The sequence below is a fragment of the Collinsella tanakaei genome (assembly GCF_021531055.1).
Taxonomy (GTDB): Bacteria; Actinomycetota; Coriobacteriia; order Coriobacteriales; family Coriobacteriaceae; genus Collinsella; species Collinsella tanakaei_B.
In genome coordinates, this window is record NZ_JADYTL010000002.1 from 140,281 (window position 1) to 160,580 (window position 20,300).

20 protein-coding genes are annotated in these 20,300 nt (G+C 64.5%); 7 read left to right on the forward strand and 13 right to left on the reverse strand.

The genetic code is table 11. The features are described 5' to 3' along the window. The first annotated feature begins 34 nt into the window (after positions 1-34). Positions 35-769 (forward strand): TVP38/TMEM64 family protein, encoded by a 735-nt coding sequence (locus I6E04_RS02785; RefSeq protein ID WP_235421648.1) that lies wholly within the window; start codon positions 35-37, stop codon positions 767-769. 25 nt (positions 770-794) lie between these two features. On the opposite strand, the gene I6E04_RS02790 is transcribed toward I6E04_RS02785, so the two are convergent. Then, a complete protein-coding gene (locus tag I6E04_RS02790) occupies positions 795-1,400 on the reverse strand; it encodes a helix-turn-helix domain-containing protein (protein ID WP_235421649.1) in 606 nt (201 codons plus the stop codon). 182 nt (positions 1,401-1,582) lie between these two features. Between I6E04_RS02790 and I6E04_RS02795 the strand changes: the two genes are divergently transcribed. The 3 genes from I6E04_RS02795 to I6E04_RS02805 all read left to right on the forward strand — a co-directional run bounded on the left by I6E04_RS02795 (position 1,583) and on the right by I6E04_RS02805 (position 3,069). Then, complete coding sequence (locus I6E04_RS02795) at positions 1,583-1,945, forward strand: DUF2200 domain-containing protein (protein ID WP_235421650.1); 363 nt, start codon at positions 1,583-1,585, stop codon at positions 1,943-1,945. Between the two features lie 80 nt (positions 1,946-2,025). After that, positions 2,026-2,730, forward strand: coding sequence for a DNA alkylation repair protein (locus I6E04_RS02800; RefSeq protein ID WP_235421651.1), 705 nt, complete (start codon positions 2,026-2,028; stop codon positions 2,728-2,730). A gap of 120 nt (positions 2,731-2,850) precedes the next feature. Further along, on the forward strand, positions 2,851-3,069 hold the full coding sequence (locus I6E04_RS02805) for a helix-turn-helix transcriptional regulator (protein ID WP_235421652.1): 219 nt from the start codon (positions 2,851-2,853) through the stop codon (positions 3,067-3,069). Between the two features lie 13 nt (positions 3,070-3,082). On the opposite strand, the gene I6E04_RS02810 is transcribed toward I6E04_RS02805, so the two are convergent. The 4 genes from I6E04_RS02810 to I6E04_RS02825 all read right to left on the reverse strand — a co-directional run bounded on the left by I6E04_RS02810 (position 3,083) and on the right by I6E04_RS02825 (position 5,675). Further along, positions 3,083-3,754 carry an alpha/beta hydrolase-fold protein gene (locus I6E04_RS02810; protein WP_235421653.1) on the reverse strand — a complete coding sequence of 224 codons (672 nt, stop codon included), beginning with the start codon at positions 3,752-3,754 and terminating at the stop codon, positions 3,083-3,085. A gap of 2 nt (positions 3,755-3,756) precedes the next feature. Continuing rightward, positions 3,757-4,197, reverse strand: a complete 441-nt coding sequence (locus I6E04_RS02815) for a hypothetical protein (RefSeq protein WP_235421654.1) — start codon at positions 4,195-4,197, stop codon at positions 3,757-3,759. A 240-nt stretch (positions 4,198-4,437) separates the two neighbouring features. Then, positions 4,438-5,025 carry an epoxyqueuosine reductase QueH gene (locus I6E04_RS02820; protein ID WP_235421655.1) on the reverse strand — a complete coding sequence of 196 codons (588 nt, stop codon included), beginning with the start codon at positions 5,023-5,025 and terminating at the stop codon, positions 4,438-4,440. Continuing rightward, positions 5,022-5,675, reverse strand: coding sequence for a DUF3267 domain-containing protein (locus tag I6E04_RS02825; RefSeq protein ID WP_235421656.1), 654 nt, complete (start codon positions 5,673-5,675; stop codon positions 5,022-5,024). Before I6E04_RS02825 ends, I6E04_RS02820 begins: the two co-directional genes overlap by 4 nt. Before the next feature lie 230 nt (positions 5,676-5,905). Here I6E04_RS02825 and I6E04_RS02830 point away from each other — a divergent pair, with 230 nt between their 5' ends. After that, positions 5,906-7,969 (forward strand): class I tRNA ligase family protein, encoded by a 2,064-nt coding sequence (locus I6E04_RS02830; protein ID WP_235421657.1) that lies wholly within the window; start codon positions 5,906-5,908, stop codon positions 7,967-7,969. 122 nt (positions 7,970-8,091) lie between these two features. Here the strand turns inward: I6E04_RS02830 and I6E04_RS02835 are convergent, their stop codons facing one another. Continuing rightward, positions 8,092-8,934 carry a putative RNA methyltransferase gene (locus I6E04_RS02835; protein WP_235421658.1) on the reverse strand — a complete coding sequence of 281 codons (843 nt, stop codon included), beginning with the start codon at positions 8,932-8,934 and terminating at the stop codon, positions 8,092-8,094. A 301-nt stretch (positions 8,935-9,235) separates the two neighbouring features. On the opposite strand from I6E04_RS02835, the gene I6E04_RS02840 reads away from it, so the two are divergent. Beyond that, on the forward strand, positions 9,236-9,793 hold the full coding sequence (locus I6E04_RS02840) for a GNAT family N-acetyltransferase (protein WP_235421659.1): 558 nt from the start codon (positions 9,236-9,238) through the stop codon (positions 9,791-9,793). Positions 9,794-9,817: 24 nt separating this feature from the next. Here I6E04_RS02840 and I6E04_RS02845 read toward each other — a convergent pair whose 3' ends face one another. The 5 genes from I6E04_RS02845 to I6E04_RS02865 all read right to left on the reverse strand — a co-directional run bounded on the left by I6E04_RS02845 (position 9,818) and on the right by I6E04_RS02865 (position 15,891). Next, positions 9,818-11,440 (reverse strand): ABC1 kinase family protein, encoded by a 1,623-nt coding sequence (locus I6E04_RS02845; RefSeq protein WP_419179985.1) that lies wholly within the window; start codon positions 11,438-11,440, stop codon positions 9,818-9,820. 155 nt (positions 11,441-11,595) lie between these two features. After that, positions 11,596-12,030 carry a hypothetical protein gene (locus I6E04_RS02850; protein ID WP_235421661.1) on the reverse strand — a complete coding sequence of 145 codons (435 nt, stop codon included), beginning with the start codon at positions 12,028-12,030 and terminating at the stop codon, positions 11,596-11,598. A gap of 167 nt (positions 12,031-12,197) precedes the next feature. After that, positions 12,198-13,838, reverse strand: a complete 1,641-nt coding sequence (locus I6E04_RS02855; RefSeq protein WP_235421662.1) for a C69 family dipeptidase — start codon at positions 13,836-13,838, stop codon at positions 12,198-12,200. 141 nt (positions 13,839-13,979) lie between these two features. Then, a complete protein-coding gene (locus I6E04_RS02860) occupies positions 13,980-15,179 on the reverse strand; it encodes a sensor histidine kinase (RefSeq protein WP_235421663.1) in 1,200 nt (399 codons plus the stop codon). Between the two features lie 25 nt (positions 15,180-15,204). Next, positions 15,205-15,891: a response regulator transcription factor gene (locus tag I6E04_RS02865; protein WP_235421664.1), complete on the reverse strand. Its 687-nt coding sequence runs from the start codon at positions 15,889-15,891 to the stop codon at positions 15,205-15,207. A gap of 215 nt (positions 15,892-16,106) precedes the next feature. On the opposite strand from I6E04_RS02865, the gene I6E04_RS02870 reads away from it, so the two are divergent. Next, positions 16,107-16,823 (forward strand): M15 family metallopeptidase, encoded by a 717-nt coding sequence (locus tag I6E04_RS02870; protein WP_235421665.1) that lies wholly within the window; start codon positions 16,107-16,109, stop codon positions 16,821-16,823. A 281-nt stretch (positions 16,824-17,104) separates the two neighbouring features. On the opposite strand, the gene folD is transcribed toward I6E04_RS02870, so the two are convergent. Beyond that, on the reverse strand, positions 17,105-17,962 hold the full coding sequence (gene folD, locus I6E04_RS02875; RefSeq protein WP_235421666.1) for a bifunctional methylenetetrahydrofolate dehydrogenase/methenyltetrahydrofolate cyclohydrolase FolD: 858 nt from the start codon (positions 17,960-17,962) through the stop codon (positions 17,105-17,107). Between the two features lie 644 nt (positions 17,963-18,606). Next, a complete protein-coding gene (locus I6E04_RS02880; RefSeq protein ID WP_235421667.1) occupies positions 18,607-20,274 on the reverse strand; it encodes a formate--tetrahydrofolate ligase in 1,668 nt (555 codons plus the stop codon). Between the last annotated feature and the right edge of the window lie 26 nt (positions 20,275-20,300).

A 20,300-nucleotide genomic window follows, 5' to 3' on the forward strand; every position in this document is an offset into this window, starting at 1 on the left:
AACCTCTTGCAATGACCGGGAAGGGAGTGGATCCATGATGAGTCCGAACGAATGCACCGCCACCAGCGTCAGCCCGGTGGGCGACAACACCGATCCTCGCACCGTCGCAAGCAGGAAACCCATGCTCGCCGCCATGATCGTAGGAGCGCTCATCCTTGCTGCCACCGTCGTGCTCGCCCCCTCCCTCTGGACGTTTTTCTCTAACGGAGGAGCGGTCCGCACATGGGTCGACTCACAGGGCGTCCTCGCTCCCGCCGCCATGGCAGCGCTCGTCGTAGCGCAGATCGTGGTCGCCATCCTGCCCGGCGAGCCGGTCGAACTTGCCGCCGGCTACCTGTTCGGATTCTTCGAGGGTACCGTCATCTGCCTTGTCGGAGGCCTTATCGGCACCCTCGGCGTGACCGTGCTCGTCAAGGTATTCGGCCTGCGTGCCGTACGGACGTTCTTCTCGGAAGAACAGCTCGCGAGTATTTCATGGCTGCGCGACTCGAAGCGCTTCGAGCTCATCATGCTCATCGTGTTTTTAATCCCCGGCACGCCCAAAGACGTGCTCACCTATGCCGCGGGACTCACCGCGTGCCCTTGGTGGCGCATCGCAGCCATCGGCACGGTGGGCAGGATCCCCTCGATCGTGACCTCGACACTCGCCGCCGGCTTCGCATCCGAAGGATCCTGGACGGCTGCCGGTATCACGCTGATCGCAACCGGCATCATCGTCGCGGGCGGCGCGGTCGCGTACCGCGCCCTCAGTCGGCGCGCGGCGCGGTGACAAGTTTGTACCTGGCACCATCTTGTCACGCAGGGCGCTCGCGACGCGGCGTGCGGACGCGGAACAGCCCGTGTCGGTTGCAGTACGCGAAGATCGCGCCTGACATCCCCACGCGAATGCGCGCGGCCGCCTCCTGCTCCGGATAGAGCTTCGCGAGCGTGATGCCGCCCGTGTTCACGTAGGCGATGAAGCTGATGAAGTGATCTTTGGTCATGGGATGGTCGAGCGTGATGTACCACTCGTCCTCGATGCGCTCCACCGCGATCGCATGGTCGTCATCCGGCTCCTCCGCCTCGCAGGGTGCCAGTTGCACGCCGCAGCACGAAAACGATCCCTCGCCCAGCGCGTGGATCACGTTGCCGCAGACGGGACACACGTAGAACTTGGAGCGCATGAGGTTCGCCGCACGGTTGGCGTTTTGCCGCACATCGCCCGTCAACAGCTCGGCAACCGAGACGCCGAGCGCGGCGGACAGCGGCTCCACAAGCGAGATGTCGGGCAGGCCGCGCCCGGATTCCCACTTGGACACCGCCTTGTCCGTCACGCCGATGGCGTCGGCAAGCGCTCGCTGCGTGAGCCCGCGCTGCTCGCGAAGGGTCTTGATGGTATCGCCGGTCAGATAGGTCGCCATGATGGGTCCTTTCGCTGGTATGCGGCGCGGTCGGTGCGCCCCTCGATCAACCACAGTATGCGGCGACGCGGTGGCATGCGCCACCTACGGACCGTAGGGCCGCGGCATCGGCGACGAGCATGCGAACCCGCAACACGCTATCATGGACCCGATATGTCCCGCTCCCGCGGAAAGGCTACGCCATGCCTCACAAAACCATCCCCGAGATGTCGTTCCCCCAGATCTACCCCCTGCTTGTGGCGAAAGCCGAGCGGAAGGGCCGTACCAAAGCGGAGGTGGACGAGATCATCTGTTGGCTGACCGGCTACGACGAGGCGGCGCTCGACAACCTGCTCGAACGTGACATCACCTACGCGGAGTTCTTCGGCAGCGCGCCGGCGCTGAATCCCGACCGCTCGCTCATCACCGGCAAAATCTGCGGCGTCGATGTCGCGACCATCGAGGATCCGGTCGAACAGAACGCGCGCTACCTCGACAAACTCGTCGACGAGCTCGCGCGCGGACGCGCGATGGAAAAGATCCTACGCCGGTCCTCGGCATCGTGACGATGTCCGAAACGTCCGTCGCATCGCATCGATGCGATGCGCGTGGATACGGTGCCGATGCGCCTTCGAGGGAGCCGATGATGCCCGATATGACGAACCGAATCGAACGCGAGCTCGCAGCGATCGCCGACCCTGCATACCGGGCGTTCCAGGCAAAGCTCGTGCCCACCGTCGATGCCGTGCGCATCCTCGGCGTGCGCACGCCCGCGCTTCGCGCATATACCAAGCGGCTCGTCCGTGAGCGCGAAGGCGACGCCCGCTCGTTTCTCGCCGAGCTCCCCCATGCGACCTACGACGCGAATAATCTGCATGGCGAGCTGATCGGTCGAATGGCGCAGACGCCCGAGGAGGCGTTCGCGCTGCTCGACGCCTTCCTCCCCTTCGTCGACAACTGGGCGACCTGCGACCTCATCCGCATCCCCGCCTTCAAACGCAATCTGCCCCCGGTGCTCGACAAAATCCGTTCATGGACCGCCTCCGACCACGAATACACGGTCCGTTTCGGCGTGGTCCAGCTTATGACCCTCTTTTTGGACGACGCCTTCGACCCCGAGCAGCTCGCCATCGTCGCCGCCATCGATCGTGAGGAGTACTACATCAATATGGCACGCGCTTGGTACTTCTCGTTCGCGTTAATCAAGCAGCCCAGCGCGACGCTACCTCTCTTTGAACGAAGGCCGATCGCCCTCGACGCGTGGACGCACAACAAGGCGCTCCAAAAGGCCCGGGAAAGCCGCCGCATCTCCCCTGAGCGGAAGGCATATCTGCAATCGCTCAAGGTATAACGTTAAATTTGAAAACAGAAGCACAAAAGATGTTTGCCTATACGGCAAAGCTGGCTACACTGGACATGCAACGCCCGCCTACCCTCGCCAGCCATTTCGATACGTCGGGAGAAGCCGTCTATGAAATCTCGTATCAGAGAGCTGCGGCACCGCTACGGCATCAGCCAAACCGAGCTCGCCGAAGCTGTAGGTACAACACGTCAGACCATCATCTCGATCGAGGCAGAGCGCTTCACCACGTCCCTCCCGACGGCATACAAGATCTCGCATTTCTTCGCCCTGACCATCGAGGAGGTTTTCGATTTCTCGGAGATCGACCGGGAACTGTGGGAGGAGTGAGCGCCACCGCGCATCATGCCAAGAACGACTCGAGCGCGGCAAGACCGGTCTCGAAGCGCTCGCGATGATGCTGCATGTGGTTGCCCGGACCGAGCGAGCATGTCACCTCGCAGCCCCGTTCGCGCAGGATCTCCGCGCACGCTTCCATGTTGTCCTGCACGCCGCGCATGATCGGCGCGCCGGCCTTGGGTTCCTTTTTGCCCAACGAGAAGAACGCGTGCTTACCCGTGCCGTCAAACGGAAGGTCGCGCAGGTAGTCGACAAAGCCTTCGTACCACAGCGAGCCCGACAGGCACGCGCACGCCGAAAAGATCCGGTCGCCCGTGAACGCATAGAGGGCGAACAGGCCGCCGAGCGAATAGCCGCAGATCGCACGATGCGCAGGCCGACGCGCCCCGGTCTGAGCCTCCACGAGGGGCACGACCGTCTCGCGGAGCTCGGTAAGCGTCGCCGCCGCCTTGCCGCCGAAGCGCGGGGCGCCCCGACGCAGAGCGGCGGCTTCCCACGGGGTCAACGCGTCGTTCCAGGTGCGGACGGGAACGCTCACCACCGTCGCCGCCCTGCCGCGCGCCATGGCGGCAAGACCCGCCGGATGGTCCGGGGAGTCGATGACGTAGATGACGGGCGAGGTATCGCCCGCGTTTCCGCGATACACCTCGACGCCGGTGATATCGATATAGCCCATAGCTATCGCCCCATTCGCGTTCGCAACGCCCGAACACCGCTGACAGCAAGGCTGCCGCCCACCTTCGCCACCGCGACGACACCGCGTCCCGTCGCCGCAGCGACCTTGCGGGCAACGATCGGCGCCTCCTGCGCCGCTGTCTGCGCAGCACGAGCCGTCCGCTCTTTCGCGGCGGCCCCTGCGCGTGCGGCGGCGGCATCGAGACGCTGCTCGATGCGAGTCGCCTCGCGTCCCGAGAAATTCCGCTGGCCCTTACTCGTAAGCGCCGCCCCACCGGCGATCGCGGCCACTCCCGGTCCCGGCAAAATGCACATGGGAACACCGACGGCGATCAGGGCCGCGCCGGCAGTCATCTGGGCGGCTCCCTTGGCTTTCCTGCCGATCGGCACCGACGCGTCGGCGGCGCTCCGATTGTCGGAGGAACGATTCCTTTTCGGGTTCATGGCACATCTCCGCTGAGGCAAGCTGACTGTCATTGCATCACCTATACCCATAGACGAGCGCATCCGAGCGGGTGTCGGCAAAATCGGGAAAGACGGAACATCCCGGAAACACTTTTCGAACGTCCAAGCGGACGGAGATGGGCGCTGAGTATCCATGTCATGCGATGCCGAATCGCGCAAAAACGGACAGCGTCTCGGTGCGCCGCAGCCCTTCGTAGCGATCCGACAACGTTCAAACAGCTACTTCGCTTGACGCTTGGCCGCGCGTCGTTCATCACGCATGCGAATCCGGTCGAGCGCCGCCTCCGCCGCGGAAAAACGGCATCCGCAGTAGTTCTGCCGATACATGCCGAGCTCACGCGAGCGACGGGTCGCCTCCGGATACCACGGACGGAAATCCCGGATGACCGGCGTGAGCCCATGGGCGGCAGCCAATCGCGCGAGCACGTCGTTACACACATCGAACAGCTGATACGGGGAGACGGCGAGCGTCGTGGCGACATACTCGAACCCTCGAGCCTCGGCCACCTGCACCGCCTCGGCAAGACGCAGCGCGTAGCAGGCACGGCAGCGCCGCTCCCGCTCGCGCGCGCCGATGGGTGCCACGCCGCGCTCCCATGCGACGTAATCCTCATCCGCCTCGATAAGCGGGATGCCGTTGTCGGCGGTCCAGCGCCTCAGCTCGGCCAAGCGCCGCTCATGCTCCTCGGCGGGTTGGATGTTCGGATTCGTCCAGCATATCGTGGGCTCGAACCCCTCTTCGACCAGCATGCGGACCGGCTCCAGCGAGCATGGCGCGCAGCAGGCATGCAGCAGCAAGCGGGTCATCGGGCACCTCCCCTTTTCGGGTTGAACTCGTCCCCATCCAACGCGTCATCGAAGAAGCGGACGCCCCAGTCGGTATCCTCGCAGTACGCGATACGGCGATCGCGGACGATCGCCTCAACATATCCCCAGTCGCCCGTACATCCCGACAGGTGCAAGACGGCCAGCGTGTACCACAGCACCGGCCAGGCGCTCGCCGACGATGCCGCAAGCAAACCGATCGTCAACACGACCGTCGGCCCGAGAACGATCACCAGGTAGTGGCGGCGGCGGTAGACGATACCCTCCGCGCAGGCATATAGCATGCCGGCTTTCCAGTTGGCGCCGAACGTCACCCGCGAGCCCCGCGGGGCGAACAGCAAAAAAAGCAGCCCGTGCACAAGCTCGTGGACACCGAGGGAGATGAAGCAGCCCACGGCCCCGAGGAGCAGCCACAGGGTGGAAGGCGGCAACCCGAACGGTCGAGGCCCGGTCCCCTCGATGAACACCGCACCGAGCTCGGAACCCGCAAGACCGATGCGCCCTGGGACATCCAGCGCGAACCATGCGATTCCCAACACGACGCCGACGGCGACCGTCGCGATCGATCGGTTCGTCATGCGCTTGAGAAACGCCTTGTCCTCGAAGGTATGTATGCTGGAGATCTCGTTCATGGCTCACAGCATACACGGATTGCGGCCTGCACGCGAAGCCCGGGCTCCACCCGACGCGAAAAGCGGATAACCGGCACGCGAGCCGCGCGGGCAACGCGGCGGCGGCATCGCCGAATTATGCTCTTTGCGGCCCATACCTGCACGGTCACGCTCATATGCGATAATGGGGAATCGCATGCGCGGCACCGCGCACACTACCGAAACCCGACCGAGAGCGACAAGGAGCCCCCATGGCAGCCAAGCTCAGCAAAGATTCCCGTCCGTCGTGGCCCCGCCGCGCCGTCGTCACCGCGGGCATGCCCTATGGCAACAAGAACCTGCACTTCGGCCACGTGGGCGGCGTGTTCGTCCCCGCGGACTTCTTCGCGCGCTTTTTGCGCGACCGTCTGGGTAGGCAAAACGTGATCTTCGTGTCGGGCACCGACTGCTACGGCTCCCCCATCATGGAGGGCCACCGCAAGCTGCAGGAGTCCTGCGGCTCCGACTGCACACTCACCGATTACGTGCAGGCCAACCACGACCTGCAGCAGGCCACGATCGACGCCTTCGAGATGCAGCTCGACCTGTTCGGCGGCTCCGCGCTGCCCCCCGCGGCCCCCATCCATAACCGGATGACCGCCGAGGTCATCGAGCGCCTGAACGAGCAGGGCGTGCTCCACAAGCGCTCCACGCTGCAGTTCTTCGATGCGCAGGCCGGCCAGTTCCTCAACGGCCGCCAGGTCATCGGCCGCTGCCCCATCCAGGGCTGCAAGTCCGAGAAGGCCTACGCCGACGAGTGCGACCTCGGGCACCAGTACGAGCCCGAGGAGCTCATCGCCCCCAAGTCCGCCCTCACCGGCGAGACGCCCGAGCTGCGCCCCGTGGACAACATCTACTTCGACCTGCCGGCCTACCTCGACTTCTTGAAGGACTACACCGCCAAGCTCACCGCCGACGAGACGGTGCGTCCCGTGGTGTCCAAGACCATGGAGGAATGGCTGCTGCCCGCGCAGATCTACATCCAGAACAAGTTCCGCGAGGCCTTCGACGCCATCGAGGACCAGCTGCCCGACCACACCGTGACCGAGGCGGAAGGCAACAAGAGCTCCTTCACCGTCACCTTCCCCAGCTGGGAGGAGCGCGACGCGGCGCATGCCGTGCTCGCCGCCGGCGGGGTGCGTTTCCGCTCCGGCAAGGCGCTCGTGCCGTTCCGTATCACCGGCAATATCGAGTGGGGCGTGCCCGTGCCCGACGAGTGCGGCTGCCATGGCCTCACCTGCTGGGTGTGGCCCGAGAGCCTGTGGGCGCCCATCAGCTTCACGCGTACGGTGCTCGCCGAGGCCGAGGCCGCCGGCATGACGGATCGCTACGCCAGCGCCGACTGGCACGACTGGTGGTGCAGCCCCGAGGCGCACGCCTACCAGTTCATCGGCCAGGACAACATCTACTTCTACGGCATCGCGCAGACCGCGCTGTGGGAAGCGCTCGGCTGCCACATGGAGCAGTCGACGCTCGTGGCCAACTACCACGTGCTCTACATGGGCAAAAAGGCGAGCTCCAGCTCCCAGACCCCGCCGCCTCCCGCCTCGGAGCTGCTCGAGCACTACACCGCCGAGCAGCTGCGCGCGCACTTCCTGTCGCTCGGCCTGGGCGAAAAGCCGGTGAGCTTCTCGCCGAAGGCCTACGACACGCGCGAGACCGGCAAGAACCCCGACGACACCCCGCTGCTCGCGCGCGACGACAAGCGCGTCATCGATCCGGTGCTGAAGGAGGGTGCGCTGCTCACCGGCGTGTTCAACCGCTTGGCACGCTCCTGCTTCTACGGCGTGGCGCCCAAGGAGGGCGATGAGGCCGCCTACCGCAACGGCTGTATCCCTGCGGGCACGCCCGATTCCGATGTGATCGACGCCTCTGAGCAGGCCATCCTCGCGTTCGAGCGGGCCATGCACACCTTCGAGTTCCACCACGCGCTCGGCGTGTGCGACACCTACCTGCGCGCCGCCAACAAGCGCTGGAGCGATGCAAGCAAGGCCGCCAAAAACGCCGGGAACGACGCCGCGATGGCGCAGGCACTCGTCAACACCTTCCACGAGCTGCGCGTGGCGACCGTCCTCATGCACGGCATCGTGCCCGCAGGCTGCGAGCTCATCTGCGAGCACTTTGCCATCGACCCGGATACGTTCTTCTCGTGGGACCACATCTTCGACACCTGCGACGAGCTCGTTGCGAGCTTGGGCGAGCAGCCCGGATGCCACCGCGTGGTCCCGCTGCCGCCGCGCTTCGACTTCTTCGAGAAGCACCCGAGCCAGCAGTAGCGCCCCTGCCGCCGCGCTCCCAGCCAGCAACGGCGCGCTCCCCTATCCGGCCTCAACAGACCGCCCCGCCGCGACATGCCATCATGGCAGCCGCTGCGGGGCGATCCGCTTAGAGGTATCCGTCATGCGTCGGCATGCCCCGCACGGGCGACGAGCAGCTCTGCGTCGACGGTGACACGGCGGATCCGGTCGTGCGGCAGCTGCGTGTCGTCCACCCCGAAGAGCAGCGGGGTCATGCGCAGCAGATCGGCCACCTGGTCGGGCGCAACATCGCAGGTGGCGCAGGCGCGCACGCGCCGTTCGAGGACCATATGGCGCTCGAAATGCTCGACGACCCGCCGGTTCGAATGGTGCGCATGGCGCAGGCGCTCGCCCGCGAGCTCACGCAGCTCGATCATGTGCCTGGGGCCCGGCACGATCTTGACGAGCATCCCATCCGCGGAAAGCGCACGCGTGAACTCGGCGTAGTTTGCCGGCGTGAAGATGTTGAGGATGCACCCGAGCGCGCCGTCGCGCACAGGAAGGTTCGCCACGTCCGAGACGAACCAGCACACGCGATTGCCCCCACGCGCGGCGCGAAGAATCGCATCGCGGGAGGTGTCGAGTCCGATGATGGACACGTCGACGCCTTCAGCCAGGGCCTTAGCATAGTACCCCTCACCGCAACCCGCATCGAGCATGGGGCCGGCAAGGTTCCTTGAGGCGAGCACGTCCTCGAGCGCCTCGAGAACGTGGCCGTAGAATCCCGCCGCAAGGATCTTCGACCGGGCATCGAAGAAGCCCGCATCGTACTCGTCGCGCACGGCACGGCGCATGAGGTTGACATAGCCCTTGGCGGCGATATCGAAGCCATGGCCCTCCTCGCACCGAAGGCTCGCGTCGCGCACGTGCATCCGCGCGCCGCACAGCGGGCAGCGCAGCAACTCGGCGACACCGGCGAACTTCTCGATACGCGCGGGATTCATCGGACGCACCAACCTTTCGCATGCGATATGAAACGAAAACGGTCTCGCCGCGTCTGGGCCATAAGACCGAACAGTCCCTCCCAACCAAGGGCCACCTGTCGATTATGGCATGAAACGAAACGGACGGACGGGGCCGGCGAGCGCCCGCACGAGCGCGTCATGCCGCAGGCCCCCACGTCGCGCGTGTCGAGGTTTTGCAGGGACAGGCGCGCTCTGGTCCCGTGCGGGCGCTTGGGGCATAATCGAGAAGTTTTGTTGGCAACAAGATGTCGGTTTCGTCCGGCGGGTGGAAGGATCAGGTATGGCGAGCATGCTGCAGGTACGCCCAGCGCGCGCGGAGGAGGCCGAGCGCGTGGCGGAGATTCTCGAGGACGGTAAGCGCACAATCGCCCAATTCGGCATCGAGCAGTGGCAGCATGGCTACCCGAACATCGAGAGCGTGAAGGCCGATATCGCCACCGGCTCGTGCTATGTGGCAGAGGACGCCGATGGTGCGCTCGTGGGAACGCTGGCGCTGCTTTCCGGCATCGATCCGGAATACTGCCGCGCACGCATCGCCTGGCTGACGGACAACCCGTGCGAGCAGGACGGCGAGACCCCGTATCTTGCCATCCACCGCAGCGCCACCGCCGCCGAGGCGCTCGGGCGCGGCGTCATGGGCGCCATGTTCACCGCAGCCGAGCAGATCGCCCACGACCGCGGCGCCTTGAGCATCCGCATCGATACCCATCCGGGCAACCGCGCCATGCGCTCGTTTCTTACCAAACAGGGGTTCACCGAGCTCAAAGCCTTCGACCTCACGCAGAAAGGCGGCACCGAGACGGATCTCACCCGCATCGCCTACGAGAAGCTCGTGTAGGCGCCAAGCGGCCGCCCATCTCCCCTATTCGTGTTTGCCGTGCGAGTTGCGCCAGATCTCGCGACCGAGGGCCAGCGCAAGCACGAGCGCTGACAGATACCCCAAAAACCCGATGACCGGGATACCGAAGATGACCGGCTCGATCTTGGCGTAATAGACCACCGACGAGCCGATGAACAGGCCCGCGATCACGATGGCCATGGACATGCGGTCCACGATGCCGCCCACGCGCCGCAGCACGCGTTCGCTGCCGAGCACCTGCGTGTTGATCTTGAGCTGTCCGCGCGTGAGCATGCGCGAGGCGAGCCCGAGTTGATCGGCGGCCTCGAGCAGCCCGCGGGTCGCACGCACCGATGCGTGCGCCAGCTCCTCGGCCGTCTCCGCCGCGCGCGTGAAGCTGCTCTTCTCGTTTTTGATATGGGCCGAGATGATCTCGACCATGTTCACGTCGGGCATGTATTCGGAAAGCAGGCCCTCGAGCGTCACCATGCCGCGGGCGAACATCGTCACCACGCTCGGCAGCTCAACGTCGTTTTTGCGCGCCAGGCTCACGAGCGACGTCAAGAACTCACCGATATCGAGGTCCTTAAGGTCCAGGCCGGCGAAATCCGCGACGATGAAGTCCAGGTCGGACAAGAACGTCGAGTGGTCGAGCTCGGACGAATCGCCGCGCGTCACCGCGAAGCGCATCAGGGAATCCTTGAGCTTGGGCACGTCGTTTTCGGCCACGGAGAAGATGATGTCCTTCACGATCGCACGGTCGTGGCTGGACATGCGCCCCACCATACCAAGATCGATGAAGTAGATCACGTTCTCCTTGCAGATGATGTTGCCCGCATGCGGATCGGCATGGAAAAAGCCGTCGTCGAGCACCTGCGTGGAGTAGTCCTCCACGATGCGCGCGCCGAGCTTCTCAAGATCGTAGCCCGCCGCGACGAGCGCCTCGGGGTCGGCGATGGAGATACCGTCGATGTAGTCCATGACGACGACATGCTCGGTGCACAGCTCCAGATAGGAGCGCGGGCACGAGATCCCGCGCGTGTCCTTATGGAACGCATGGAAGTCGCTCAGGTTGCGAGCCTCCATGACGAAGTTCGTCTCCTCGCGGAAGGACTGCCACAGCTCCTCGACGACCCCGTGCAGGTCCACGAACTGATCGGTCTTGACGAAATGCGATGCGGTCCGCACGATGGAGCGCATGATGTCGATATCCTGCGCCATCACCTGCTGCGCGCCGGGACGCTGGACCTTGATGGCGACCTCCTCGCCCGTGAGCAGGCGCGCCCGATGGACCTGTGCGAGCGATGCGCTGCCGAGCGGCTTGCGATCGATCCATTCGAACACCTCGGCCGTCTTGCGGCCGTATTCGGCCTCCAGGCAATCACGGATCACCCAAAACGGCACGGGCTCCACATCGGTGCGCAGGCGACGCAGCTCGTCGCAGAAACGCTGGGGCAAGATCTCGGACCGGTTGGCCAGGATCTGCCCCATCTTGACGAACATGGGGCCGAGCTCCTCGAGCATGCGACGCAGACGCACGGGCGTCAGGTCGTGCCACGCCTCGTACTTGCGCACGATGGCGAAGATCTCCGCGATGCGCTTGCGACGGCCCTTGGCGGTCAGCTGGTACTCCTCCGTGGGAGCCATGACCTCGGGCTCGTCGGGGACGACGTCCTTGGCGCGCGGACGGCGATGAAGGCCGTGCGCGATGAGCTCCTCCTCGTTATCGAAGACGAGCGTGTCATCGGGATCGAGTCGATCGCGTCGCGTGCTGTTCGGGGTGTCGGCTGCCATGATGCGTGCTACTCGGTCGCCTGCTCATCCTCGGCGGCGGACTCGGCGGCGTCGGTCTCGACCTCGACGGCCTCGACCTTGACGCTGACCGTCGCGTCATCGACTTTGTCCACGAGTTCGGTCACGTGGCTCACGAACTCCGCGCGCTCGGCTTTGCTCATGGGTCGTACGCGCGCCAAGATCAGCTCGTCCAGAATGCGCTCGGCGACCGATTCGCCCTGATTGCTCAAGCGATCGGTCACATCGCTGAACATGCCGCCGGCGCGCTCGAACACATCGGACATCGAGCGGGCGAAATCCGGCGTCTCGGCATCGGCACGGACCTCCTCGCCCTTGGCGGAGAGGCTGTCGAGCACCTCCTTGCCCTTCTCGGCGGTCAGCGCCGCGGCGCCGAAGCCGATGTTCACCATGTTGTTGACGATCTTCTCGAACGAGGTAGCCATCGCGGTCTCCTTTGCGTGGGTCAGACGACATTTCTACCCTTGTACCCACATCCTAGCACGCCGCAGCGTCACGGTTCCCAATCGCTCGGCACCGCAACGATACGGTGACGGGCGCGGATGAACGGGTTTTCCGTTCATCCGCGCCCGCGCATCGGAATACAAGGCGATTAGTTATCCGACATGGAGAAGGCGTTCTTCATCGCCAGGCTCGTGGTGTGCAGCACGCGGCCGAGCAGCGCATCGGTCTCGCGCCGCAGGTCGTCGGCCATACGCTGGTTGGCCGCCTCGAGCGCCGCGGGAACCTCCGCCGCGGGCAGATCGGCCACCGCCGCGTCGGTCTCGCGCAGCAGCTTGTGGGCAAGGCCGCCGATCTTTTGACGATAGCGGTCGATATGCGCCGCATTGTCGTGGAACCGCGCGTCGGCGAGCGCGGCGATGATGCGGTTCTCCCAGTAGAAGCTCTCGCTCGTCACGCGCGCGGTCGTGTTCTCGAGATACTCCGGCATCGTCTCCACGTTGCCGTAAAGCGGCACGAGCGCGTTGAACGCGTTGCAGCCGAACGCCATCCACTGCACGCAGGCGTGCTCCGGCGCGACATAGGGACGGACCTGCAGCACGGCGAGCTGCCCGTTGCGGTTGATGCCGATGGGACGGTACGCCCGGCGCGAGGCATCGTTGCCGCGGCGTCCGTAGGGGTCGAACGGCGTGCCCTGGTAGTGGGAGGACAGCACGTACTTCACGTCCTCGATGGTCACCTTGCGCTCGGGCACGCGGCTCCACGGGATATCGTCGGCCTCGGGGCCGTAGGCGGCATGCGGACCGTCCCACTCGTCGTGCGGGTTCAGGCAGCGCTGCATGTACCAGGCGCGCGGCGTGTTGTACACATGGTCGGAATCCGAATGCGAACCGAACGCCTCGCGCGGGTTGAAGATATCGCCCGACAGGATGCCGTCACGGATATCGGCGAACAGGTCGCCGAAGCCGTCCTCATGATCTTGATCGTCCTCGTCGTCATCGAAGGGCTCATCCGGCATGTCGGCGTAGATCTCATCCAGCATGTCGTCGAGGGCGGCCGGCCGCATCATGGTGAGGTTGAGGTGGTTGTCCTCCATCCACGTGCGCAGATCGGCGCTCGCCATGTGCTCGACCTGCTCGCCCTCGGCATCCGAAAGGTCGAAGTAATCGATACCCAGCTGATTGGGCATGGTCACGTAGGCGTCGTCGGGCACGCGCTTGGCGATCCAATGGTGGCCGCCGACGGTCTCGAGCCACCAGATCTCGTCGACATCCGAAAACGCGATGCCGTTCATCTCGTAGGTGCCATAGCGCTCGAGCAGGGCGCCCAAGCGCTCCACGCCCTCGCGGGCGGAGCGGATATAGGGCAGCACGACGGTGACGAGGTCCTCCTCGCCCAAGCCGCCGGGAACGGCGGGCACGTAGCCTTCCTCGCCCTCCTTGCCCTGCGCGGGTACGTACTCCACGAGCGGGTCCGCGCCCAGCACGCGATCGTTGCTCGTGATGGTCTCGGTCGCCGACATGCCGACGTTCGCCTCGTTGAAGCCCGCCTCCGCCCAGATGCCGTGCCCCGGCAATGCGTCCGGCACGCTCGTGTAGCGCATGGGATCGTCGGGCAGCTCGATGGTCAGATGCGATTCGACGCTCGTGTAGACGCGCGGCTGGTCCTCGGGATGCACCACCGCCATCCGCTTGGGTTCGAACTGCCCGCCCGGGGAGTCCTCGTTGCGCGCGACGATCGTCGACCCGTCGTAACTCGCGTTCCTTCCCACCAGAATGGTCGTGCAGGGCATGGGCTCCTCCTTCGCGTCACGCGCGCCGCCACGGCGGCGCACCGATATGGCCTATCGCCCCTCAGTGTACCCGTTTGCGTTCGTCGGAACGCCCCGGATGCCGCGGGGACCGAGAAAGCCCTCCGGCGGCCGAATCGCGAACTAGCCCTCCGCCGGAACGCGGATCGTGAGCGTCGTCACGCCGCCCGCGCTTTGCGCGCGGACCGTTCCCCCATGCGCCTCGACGATCTCGCGCGCGATCGCCAGGCCGAGCCCTGCGCCGCCGACACCTCGCGCCGATTCCTCGCGATAGAACCGCTCGAAAATCCGTTCGAGATGCGCCGGCGCGATCTCCTTGCCGGTATCGGTCACCGTGAACACGATCCCATCCCCATCGCGCACCACCTTGCAAAGCACCTCGCTCCCCTCGCGTGCGAACGCGATGCCGTTGCGGATGATATTCGAAAGGGCGCGCGCCATCTTCTTGGGGTCGATGAACGCCTCGATACCCTCGGGAGCATCGACGACGAGCTCGACGTTTCGGTCCCGAGCCTGCACGAACAGCTCATCGGCGACTTGCTCGACGAACAGACGGGTATCGATGAGCTCACGCTCGATGGGGATGGCACTCAGGTTGTAGCGCGTGATCTCGAAGAACTCGTCCATCATCCCGTCGAGCGATCGCGCCTTGTCGAGGGCATTATGCGCGTAGCGGCCACGCGCCTCCAAGGGCAGGTCGGGATTCTCGGCAAGAAGCGCGAGATATCCCACGATCGAGGTGAGAGGCGTCTTGATATCGTGGGCGAGATACGCCACCAGCTCGTTTTTCCGCGATTCAGCTGCCTGGGCCGCCCGCACCTGAAGCTTTTCCCGCTCACCGAGCAGTTCGAGTTCGCGCTGCACGGAAGACAGCTCGTCGGATAGCTTCGACGCGTCGTCACCTTCGGCCATCCGCTCGATCGCGTGTGTCAGCTGATCCACGATCGCCGCCGCGTCGACACACGAGACGGACAAGACGATCACGAGCCCGATGATGTAGGCGGACCAAATCACCGGTCCTTTGATGATGCCGACCACGAAATGGTAATCGGTCAAATCCCGAAACGTCGCGACGCCGTTTACCCGCATGCCTTCTTGAAACTGATTGCCGAATAACCTCATGTAGTCGGCGGTCGCTTCCGGAACATCGACCCATGGCGCCGTGACATCCGCGATAAAAGCCGACAGGGCATCGCCCACAAGCAGGCGCGCCGCTGCAACGAGCAATATGAACAGTATGGTGTAGCAGGCGATTCGGACGAACATACGACGCATGAGCACACGACGTGTCCGAATTCCCTGCATGGTCTTCATGCGTTCCATGGACGCGCACCGTCCTTCCACGCCCTTACGGCGCGATCTTGTATCCCACACCCCACACCGTCTCGATGAACACCTGATCCGAATCGATAGCGGCGAGCTTGGTGCGCAGGTGGCGGATGTGGACCATCACGGAGTTGGAACTCGGCGCCAGGTACTTCTCGCCCCATACCGCCTCGTATAGCTTGCGCGTCGCCACCGGACGGCCCTGCGCCCGCAGCAGCAACGCCAGCATATCGAACTCCTTGGGCGTGAGTGAAAGCCGCACGTCGTGCAAGCGCGCGACATGCGCGGATACATCGACCTCGATGCCGCGGCACGCAAGCAGCTGCGACGGCACGCCGCCCTCCCGCGCATACGAGGCGCGACGCAGACACGACCGTACGCGCGCCGCGAGCTCGCGCGGCATGAACGGCTTGACCACGTAGTCGTCGGCTCCCGTCATAAGGCCGGCAACCTTATCGGCTTCCTCGTCTTTCGCGGATAGGAAGATGATGGGGACGCGCGAGACGGCTCGGACGCGCGAGCACAGCTCGAACCCGTCCATACCGGGCATCATGATATCCAGCACCAAAAGATCGAATGACCGCTCCCGAAACAGCGACCACGCCTCGTCGCCCGCATACGCCTCGACGATCTCCACGTCATCGGCGCGAAGCGTATCGGCGACAAGCCGCGCGATGACGGGATCGTCGTCCACGACCAATATGTTCATGCGTCCTTCGGTTCCCATGCCCCCATTGTAACGTTCCACCGATGCGGGCCCCATACGTCGCTCAAGAGATAAGGATTCGATAAGGTTCCGCACGAAACGGTAAGGAATCGACATGGGACGCATAAGGCGCGATGCCCATACGGTGATTCGTATGAAGCCGATCGGCTTCACCCCTCAAGGCGCAGGGGCCCAGCCGCCAAACGGGAGCTCCCAGCATGAACGCATCACCGCATACAGCCCGACGCAGCCAGCACGCCTCGACTCAGCGGGGCGGACGCACCGTTCCCGCAATCGCACGGCTGCTCGTCGTGGCGGCAGCGATCCTCTGTCTTGCCACGCTCTGGCTCCTTCACCGCGCGATCACGACACCCGAAACCGTCGACCTTGCCGCCACCGAATGGAACCTCGTCTTGGTGAACAAGGATCACGCGCTCCCCTTCGGCTTCTCAGTCGACACCGTGGAGATGCCCGGCGGTGAGCGCGTCGATGCACGGATAGCCGACAGCCTGAGCGCCCTGCTCGAAGACGCCGAGACGGCGGGCTTCCATCCCTTCATCCGATCCGGTTTCCGGACGCGCGAACAGCAGGAGGAGATCTTGGACCAGCGTATCGAGGAATACGAAGCGGAAGGGTATCCCTCATCCGCCGCGCGCGGGGAGGCCCTTTCGTGGGTGGCGGAGCCGGGAACGAGCGAACACGAACTCGGGCTCGCCGTGGACATCAACGACGCGTACGGTGACGATGGGCTCTACGATTGGCTGCGGGATAACGCCCCTGCCTACGGCTTCATCCAACGCTACCCACCGGACAAAAGCGACATCACGCACATCTCGCACGAACCATGGCACTACCGCTACGTGGGCACGAAAGCCGCTGCCATCATCTACCGGAACAACCTCACCCTGGAAGAATACCTGGCACAAACCCCATAGCAGGCGCCGACACCGCATCGGCAACGTTTTTCAGATACAGCGCCCCTGAGGTCACCGCCTCGCGAATCCGCAAAACGGGAGAAGCCATCTGAACATGACGGGGCCCTCCTTCCTTATCGTCCTGAACGATCCCGCAGCAAAGCGAGGACCAGCGAGGGATGATAAGGGAGGAGGGCCGAAACATGCGGGATGCCCGATATCCGTACCCCCTAAGCGATCTCCCGCAGCGAAACGAGGACTGAGCGAAAGGGATGCGGATACCGGGCACCCTGCCAAGCGCGCTACAACCCGTTTTGCAGCTTCGCGGCCAAGACCACGTTGCTCATCAACATGGCGCGCGTCATGGGGCCCACGCCACCGGGCACCGGCGTGATGGCTCCGGCGACGGGCTCGGCCGAGGCGAAGTCGACGTCACCGCAAAGCTTGCCGGCATCGTCGCGATCCATGCCCACGTCGATGACCGTGGCGCCCGGCTTGATCCACGTCCCCTTGACCATCTTGGGCACGCCGCAGGCAGCGACCAAGATGTCCGCACTCTGGCAGATGCGGGCGAGCTCATGCGGATCGGTGCGGGAATGCGCCACCGAGATCGTCGCATGCCGTGCGAGCAGCATGAGCGACATCGGCTTGCCCACGATCGAGGAACGCCCGACGATGACGGCGTTCTTGCCCGCCGGATCGATCCCGTACTCGTCGAGCATCTCCATAATGCCCGCCGGCGTGCAGGGACGAAGCCCGGGCAGGTCGCGCACGAGACGCCCCATGTTCATGGGATGGAACCCGTCGACATCCTTATCGGGATCGATCGCGGCGACGACCGCCTCGGTGCCCAGATGCGCGGGCAGCGGCATCTGGACGAGGATGCCCGCGACCTCGGAATCGGCGTTCAGGCGCTCGACCAGCGCCATGAGTTCTTCCTGCGTCGTCTCGGCAGGCAGCTTGTAATCGTACGAACGGATGCCGCACTGCTCGCAATCGCGTAGCTTGGAGCGCACGTAGGTGGCCGAAGCCTGATCGTCGCCCACCAGCACCACGGCAAGGCCGCAGGCAATACCACGCCCGGCGAGCTGGGCGACCTCGACCGCCGCGCGCTCGCGCACCTTGGCCGCAAGCGTCTTACCATCGATTATCGTCGCCATGCACATGTCCTTTCGCCGGTATTCGAAGTGAACCCTTAGCCTACTACGAAACGCACCGCGCCGCCGCCCCGAGGACAAATGGATACAAAGCACGAAACCGAACGTGCCCGCAAACCGCAAACTCCAGGGATTTCGTCTCCCCCATCGTATCCCCAGCAAAACACCGAAGTGTCATCTTTCCAGCACGATAGGATGTGACGTCACGTTGCCGATGTCGCGCTCCGAGATCTCCCTTCCAATCGTCGGTCCGACACCTCGCGGTCGGCGGATCCTCTATGCCATCTTGTTAAAAATGCAGTTTTCAGGGGTTTGGATTCGAGAGCCCCCTATGGATGTACACGGTATTTTGTTTTTGCACTATTTTTCGCTACTGTTCTCATTTGGGCAAAAATCTGGAGAGCAAAACCCCCGAAAAGTGCAAATTCAGCAAGATGGCCCAGCGAGTCGGCAAGGGAAAACCTCCACAGCGCAAACGCATGCCACGGCCACGCACTGCAACCATACGGAAACCCGTGCCCATGACCGTGCTAAGAACGGACGACGATCGAGCGAAACCCCTCAAACCCGAATCCTGCACAGCAAAAGCGGCCCGGACGGAAGGATCCGTTCGGGCCGCGATCGAATCAAACCGTTGAAGCAGCGGTTTAGAACAGGCCGGAGATCACGCCGTTATCGTCGACGTCGATGTTCTCGGCCGCCGGGACCTTAGGCAGGCCGGGCATCGTGAGGACCTGACCGGTGAGCGCCACCACGAAGTGCGCGCCAGCGGACACCTTGAGCTCGCGCACCGTGATGCGGAAGCCCGTCGGCGCACCGAGGACCTTGTCCTGGTCGGTGAAGGAGTACTGGGTCTTGGCGATGCAGACCGGCAGGTTGCCGAAGCCGTCCGCGCGGAGCTGCGCGAGCTGCTTTTTGGCAGCCGGGGTGAAGTCGACGCCGTCGGCACGGTAGACCTTCGTCGCCACGGCTTCGATGGCCTCGGCGATATCGGTTCCGTCCTCGTAGGAGAAACGGAAGTCGTTGGGCTCGTTCACGAGGCGCATGACCTCTTCGGCGAGCTCGAGCGCACCCTCGCCGCCCTTCGCCCACACCTCGGAGAGCTTGACGTTGACGCCGAGCTTCTTGCACTCGTCCTCGATGAGGGCGAGCTCGGCCTCGGTATCGGACGGGAAGCGGTTGATGGCGACCACGCAGGGCAGGCCGTACACGCTCTGGATGTTGTCGACATGACGGAGCAGGTTGGGCAGACCGGCGCGCAGGGCATCGAGGTTCTCGTCGTTGAGGTCGGCCTTCGCCACGCCGCCGTTGTACTTGAGGGCACGCGCGGTGGCGACGATGACGACGGCATCGGGCTTAAGCCCGGTCATGCGGCACTTGATGTCGAGGAACTTCTCGGCACCCAGGTCGGCGCCGAACCCGGCCTCGGTGATCGCGATATCGCCGAAGCGCATGGCCATGCGCGTGGCCATGATGGAGTTGCAGCCATGGGCGATGTTAGCGAACGGACCGCCGTGCACGAAGGCGGGCGTGTGCTCGAGCGTCTGCACCAAATTGGGCTTCAACGCATCCTTGAGCAGTGCCGCCATGGCGCCCTGGGCCTTGAGTTCGGAAGCGCGGACGGGACGGCCGTCGTAGGTGTAGCCGACGACGATCTCGCCCAAGCGGGTCTTGAGGTCGGAGATGGAAGTGGACAGGCACAGGATCGCCATGATCTCGGACGCGACGGTGATGTCGAAGCCGTCCTCGCGGGGCACGCCCTGCGCGCGGCCGCCCAGACCATCGACGATGTGGCGCAGCTGGCGATCGTTCATATCGACCGCGCGCTTCCACGTGATGCGCTTGGGGTCGATCCCCAAGGCGTTACCCTGCTGGATATGGTTGTCGAGCATCGCGGCAAGCAGGTTGTTGGCCGCTCCGATGGCATGGAAGTCTCCGGTGAAATGAAGGTTGATGTCCTCCATCGGGATGACCTGGGCCCAACCGCCACCCGCGGCACCGCCCTTGACGCCGAACACGGGACCGAGGGAGGGTTCACGCAGCGCGACCGCGCTCTTGACGCCGCGACGGCGCAGGCCGTCGGCGAGACCGATGGTGGTCGTGGTCTTGCCCTCGCCGGCAGGCGTCGGGTTGATGGCGGTCACCAGCACGAGCTTTGCCGTATGGTCGGTCTTCTCGTTGAGCAGCGAGTAGTCGACCTTCGCCTTATCGAATCCGTACGGGATCAGATGCTTCTCGTCCACACCCGCCTCGCGAGCGACCTCGAGAATCGGCAAGGGCTCGACGGAATGGGCGATCTCGATGTCCGACAACATGGTGTACCTCCCTGAAGCACGTTGCA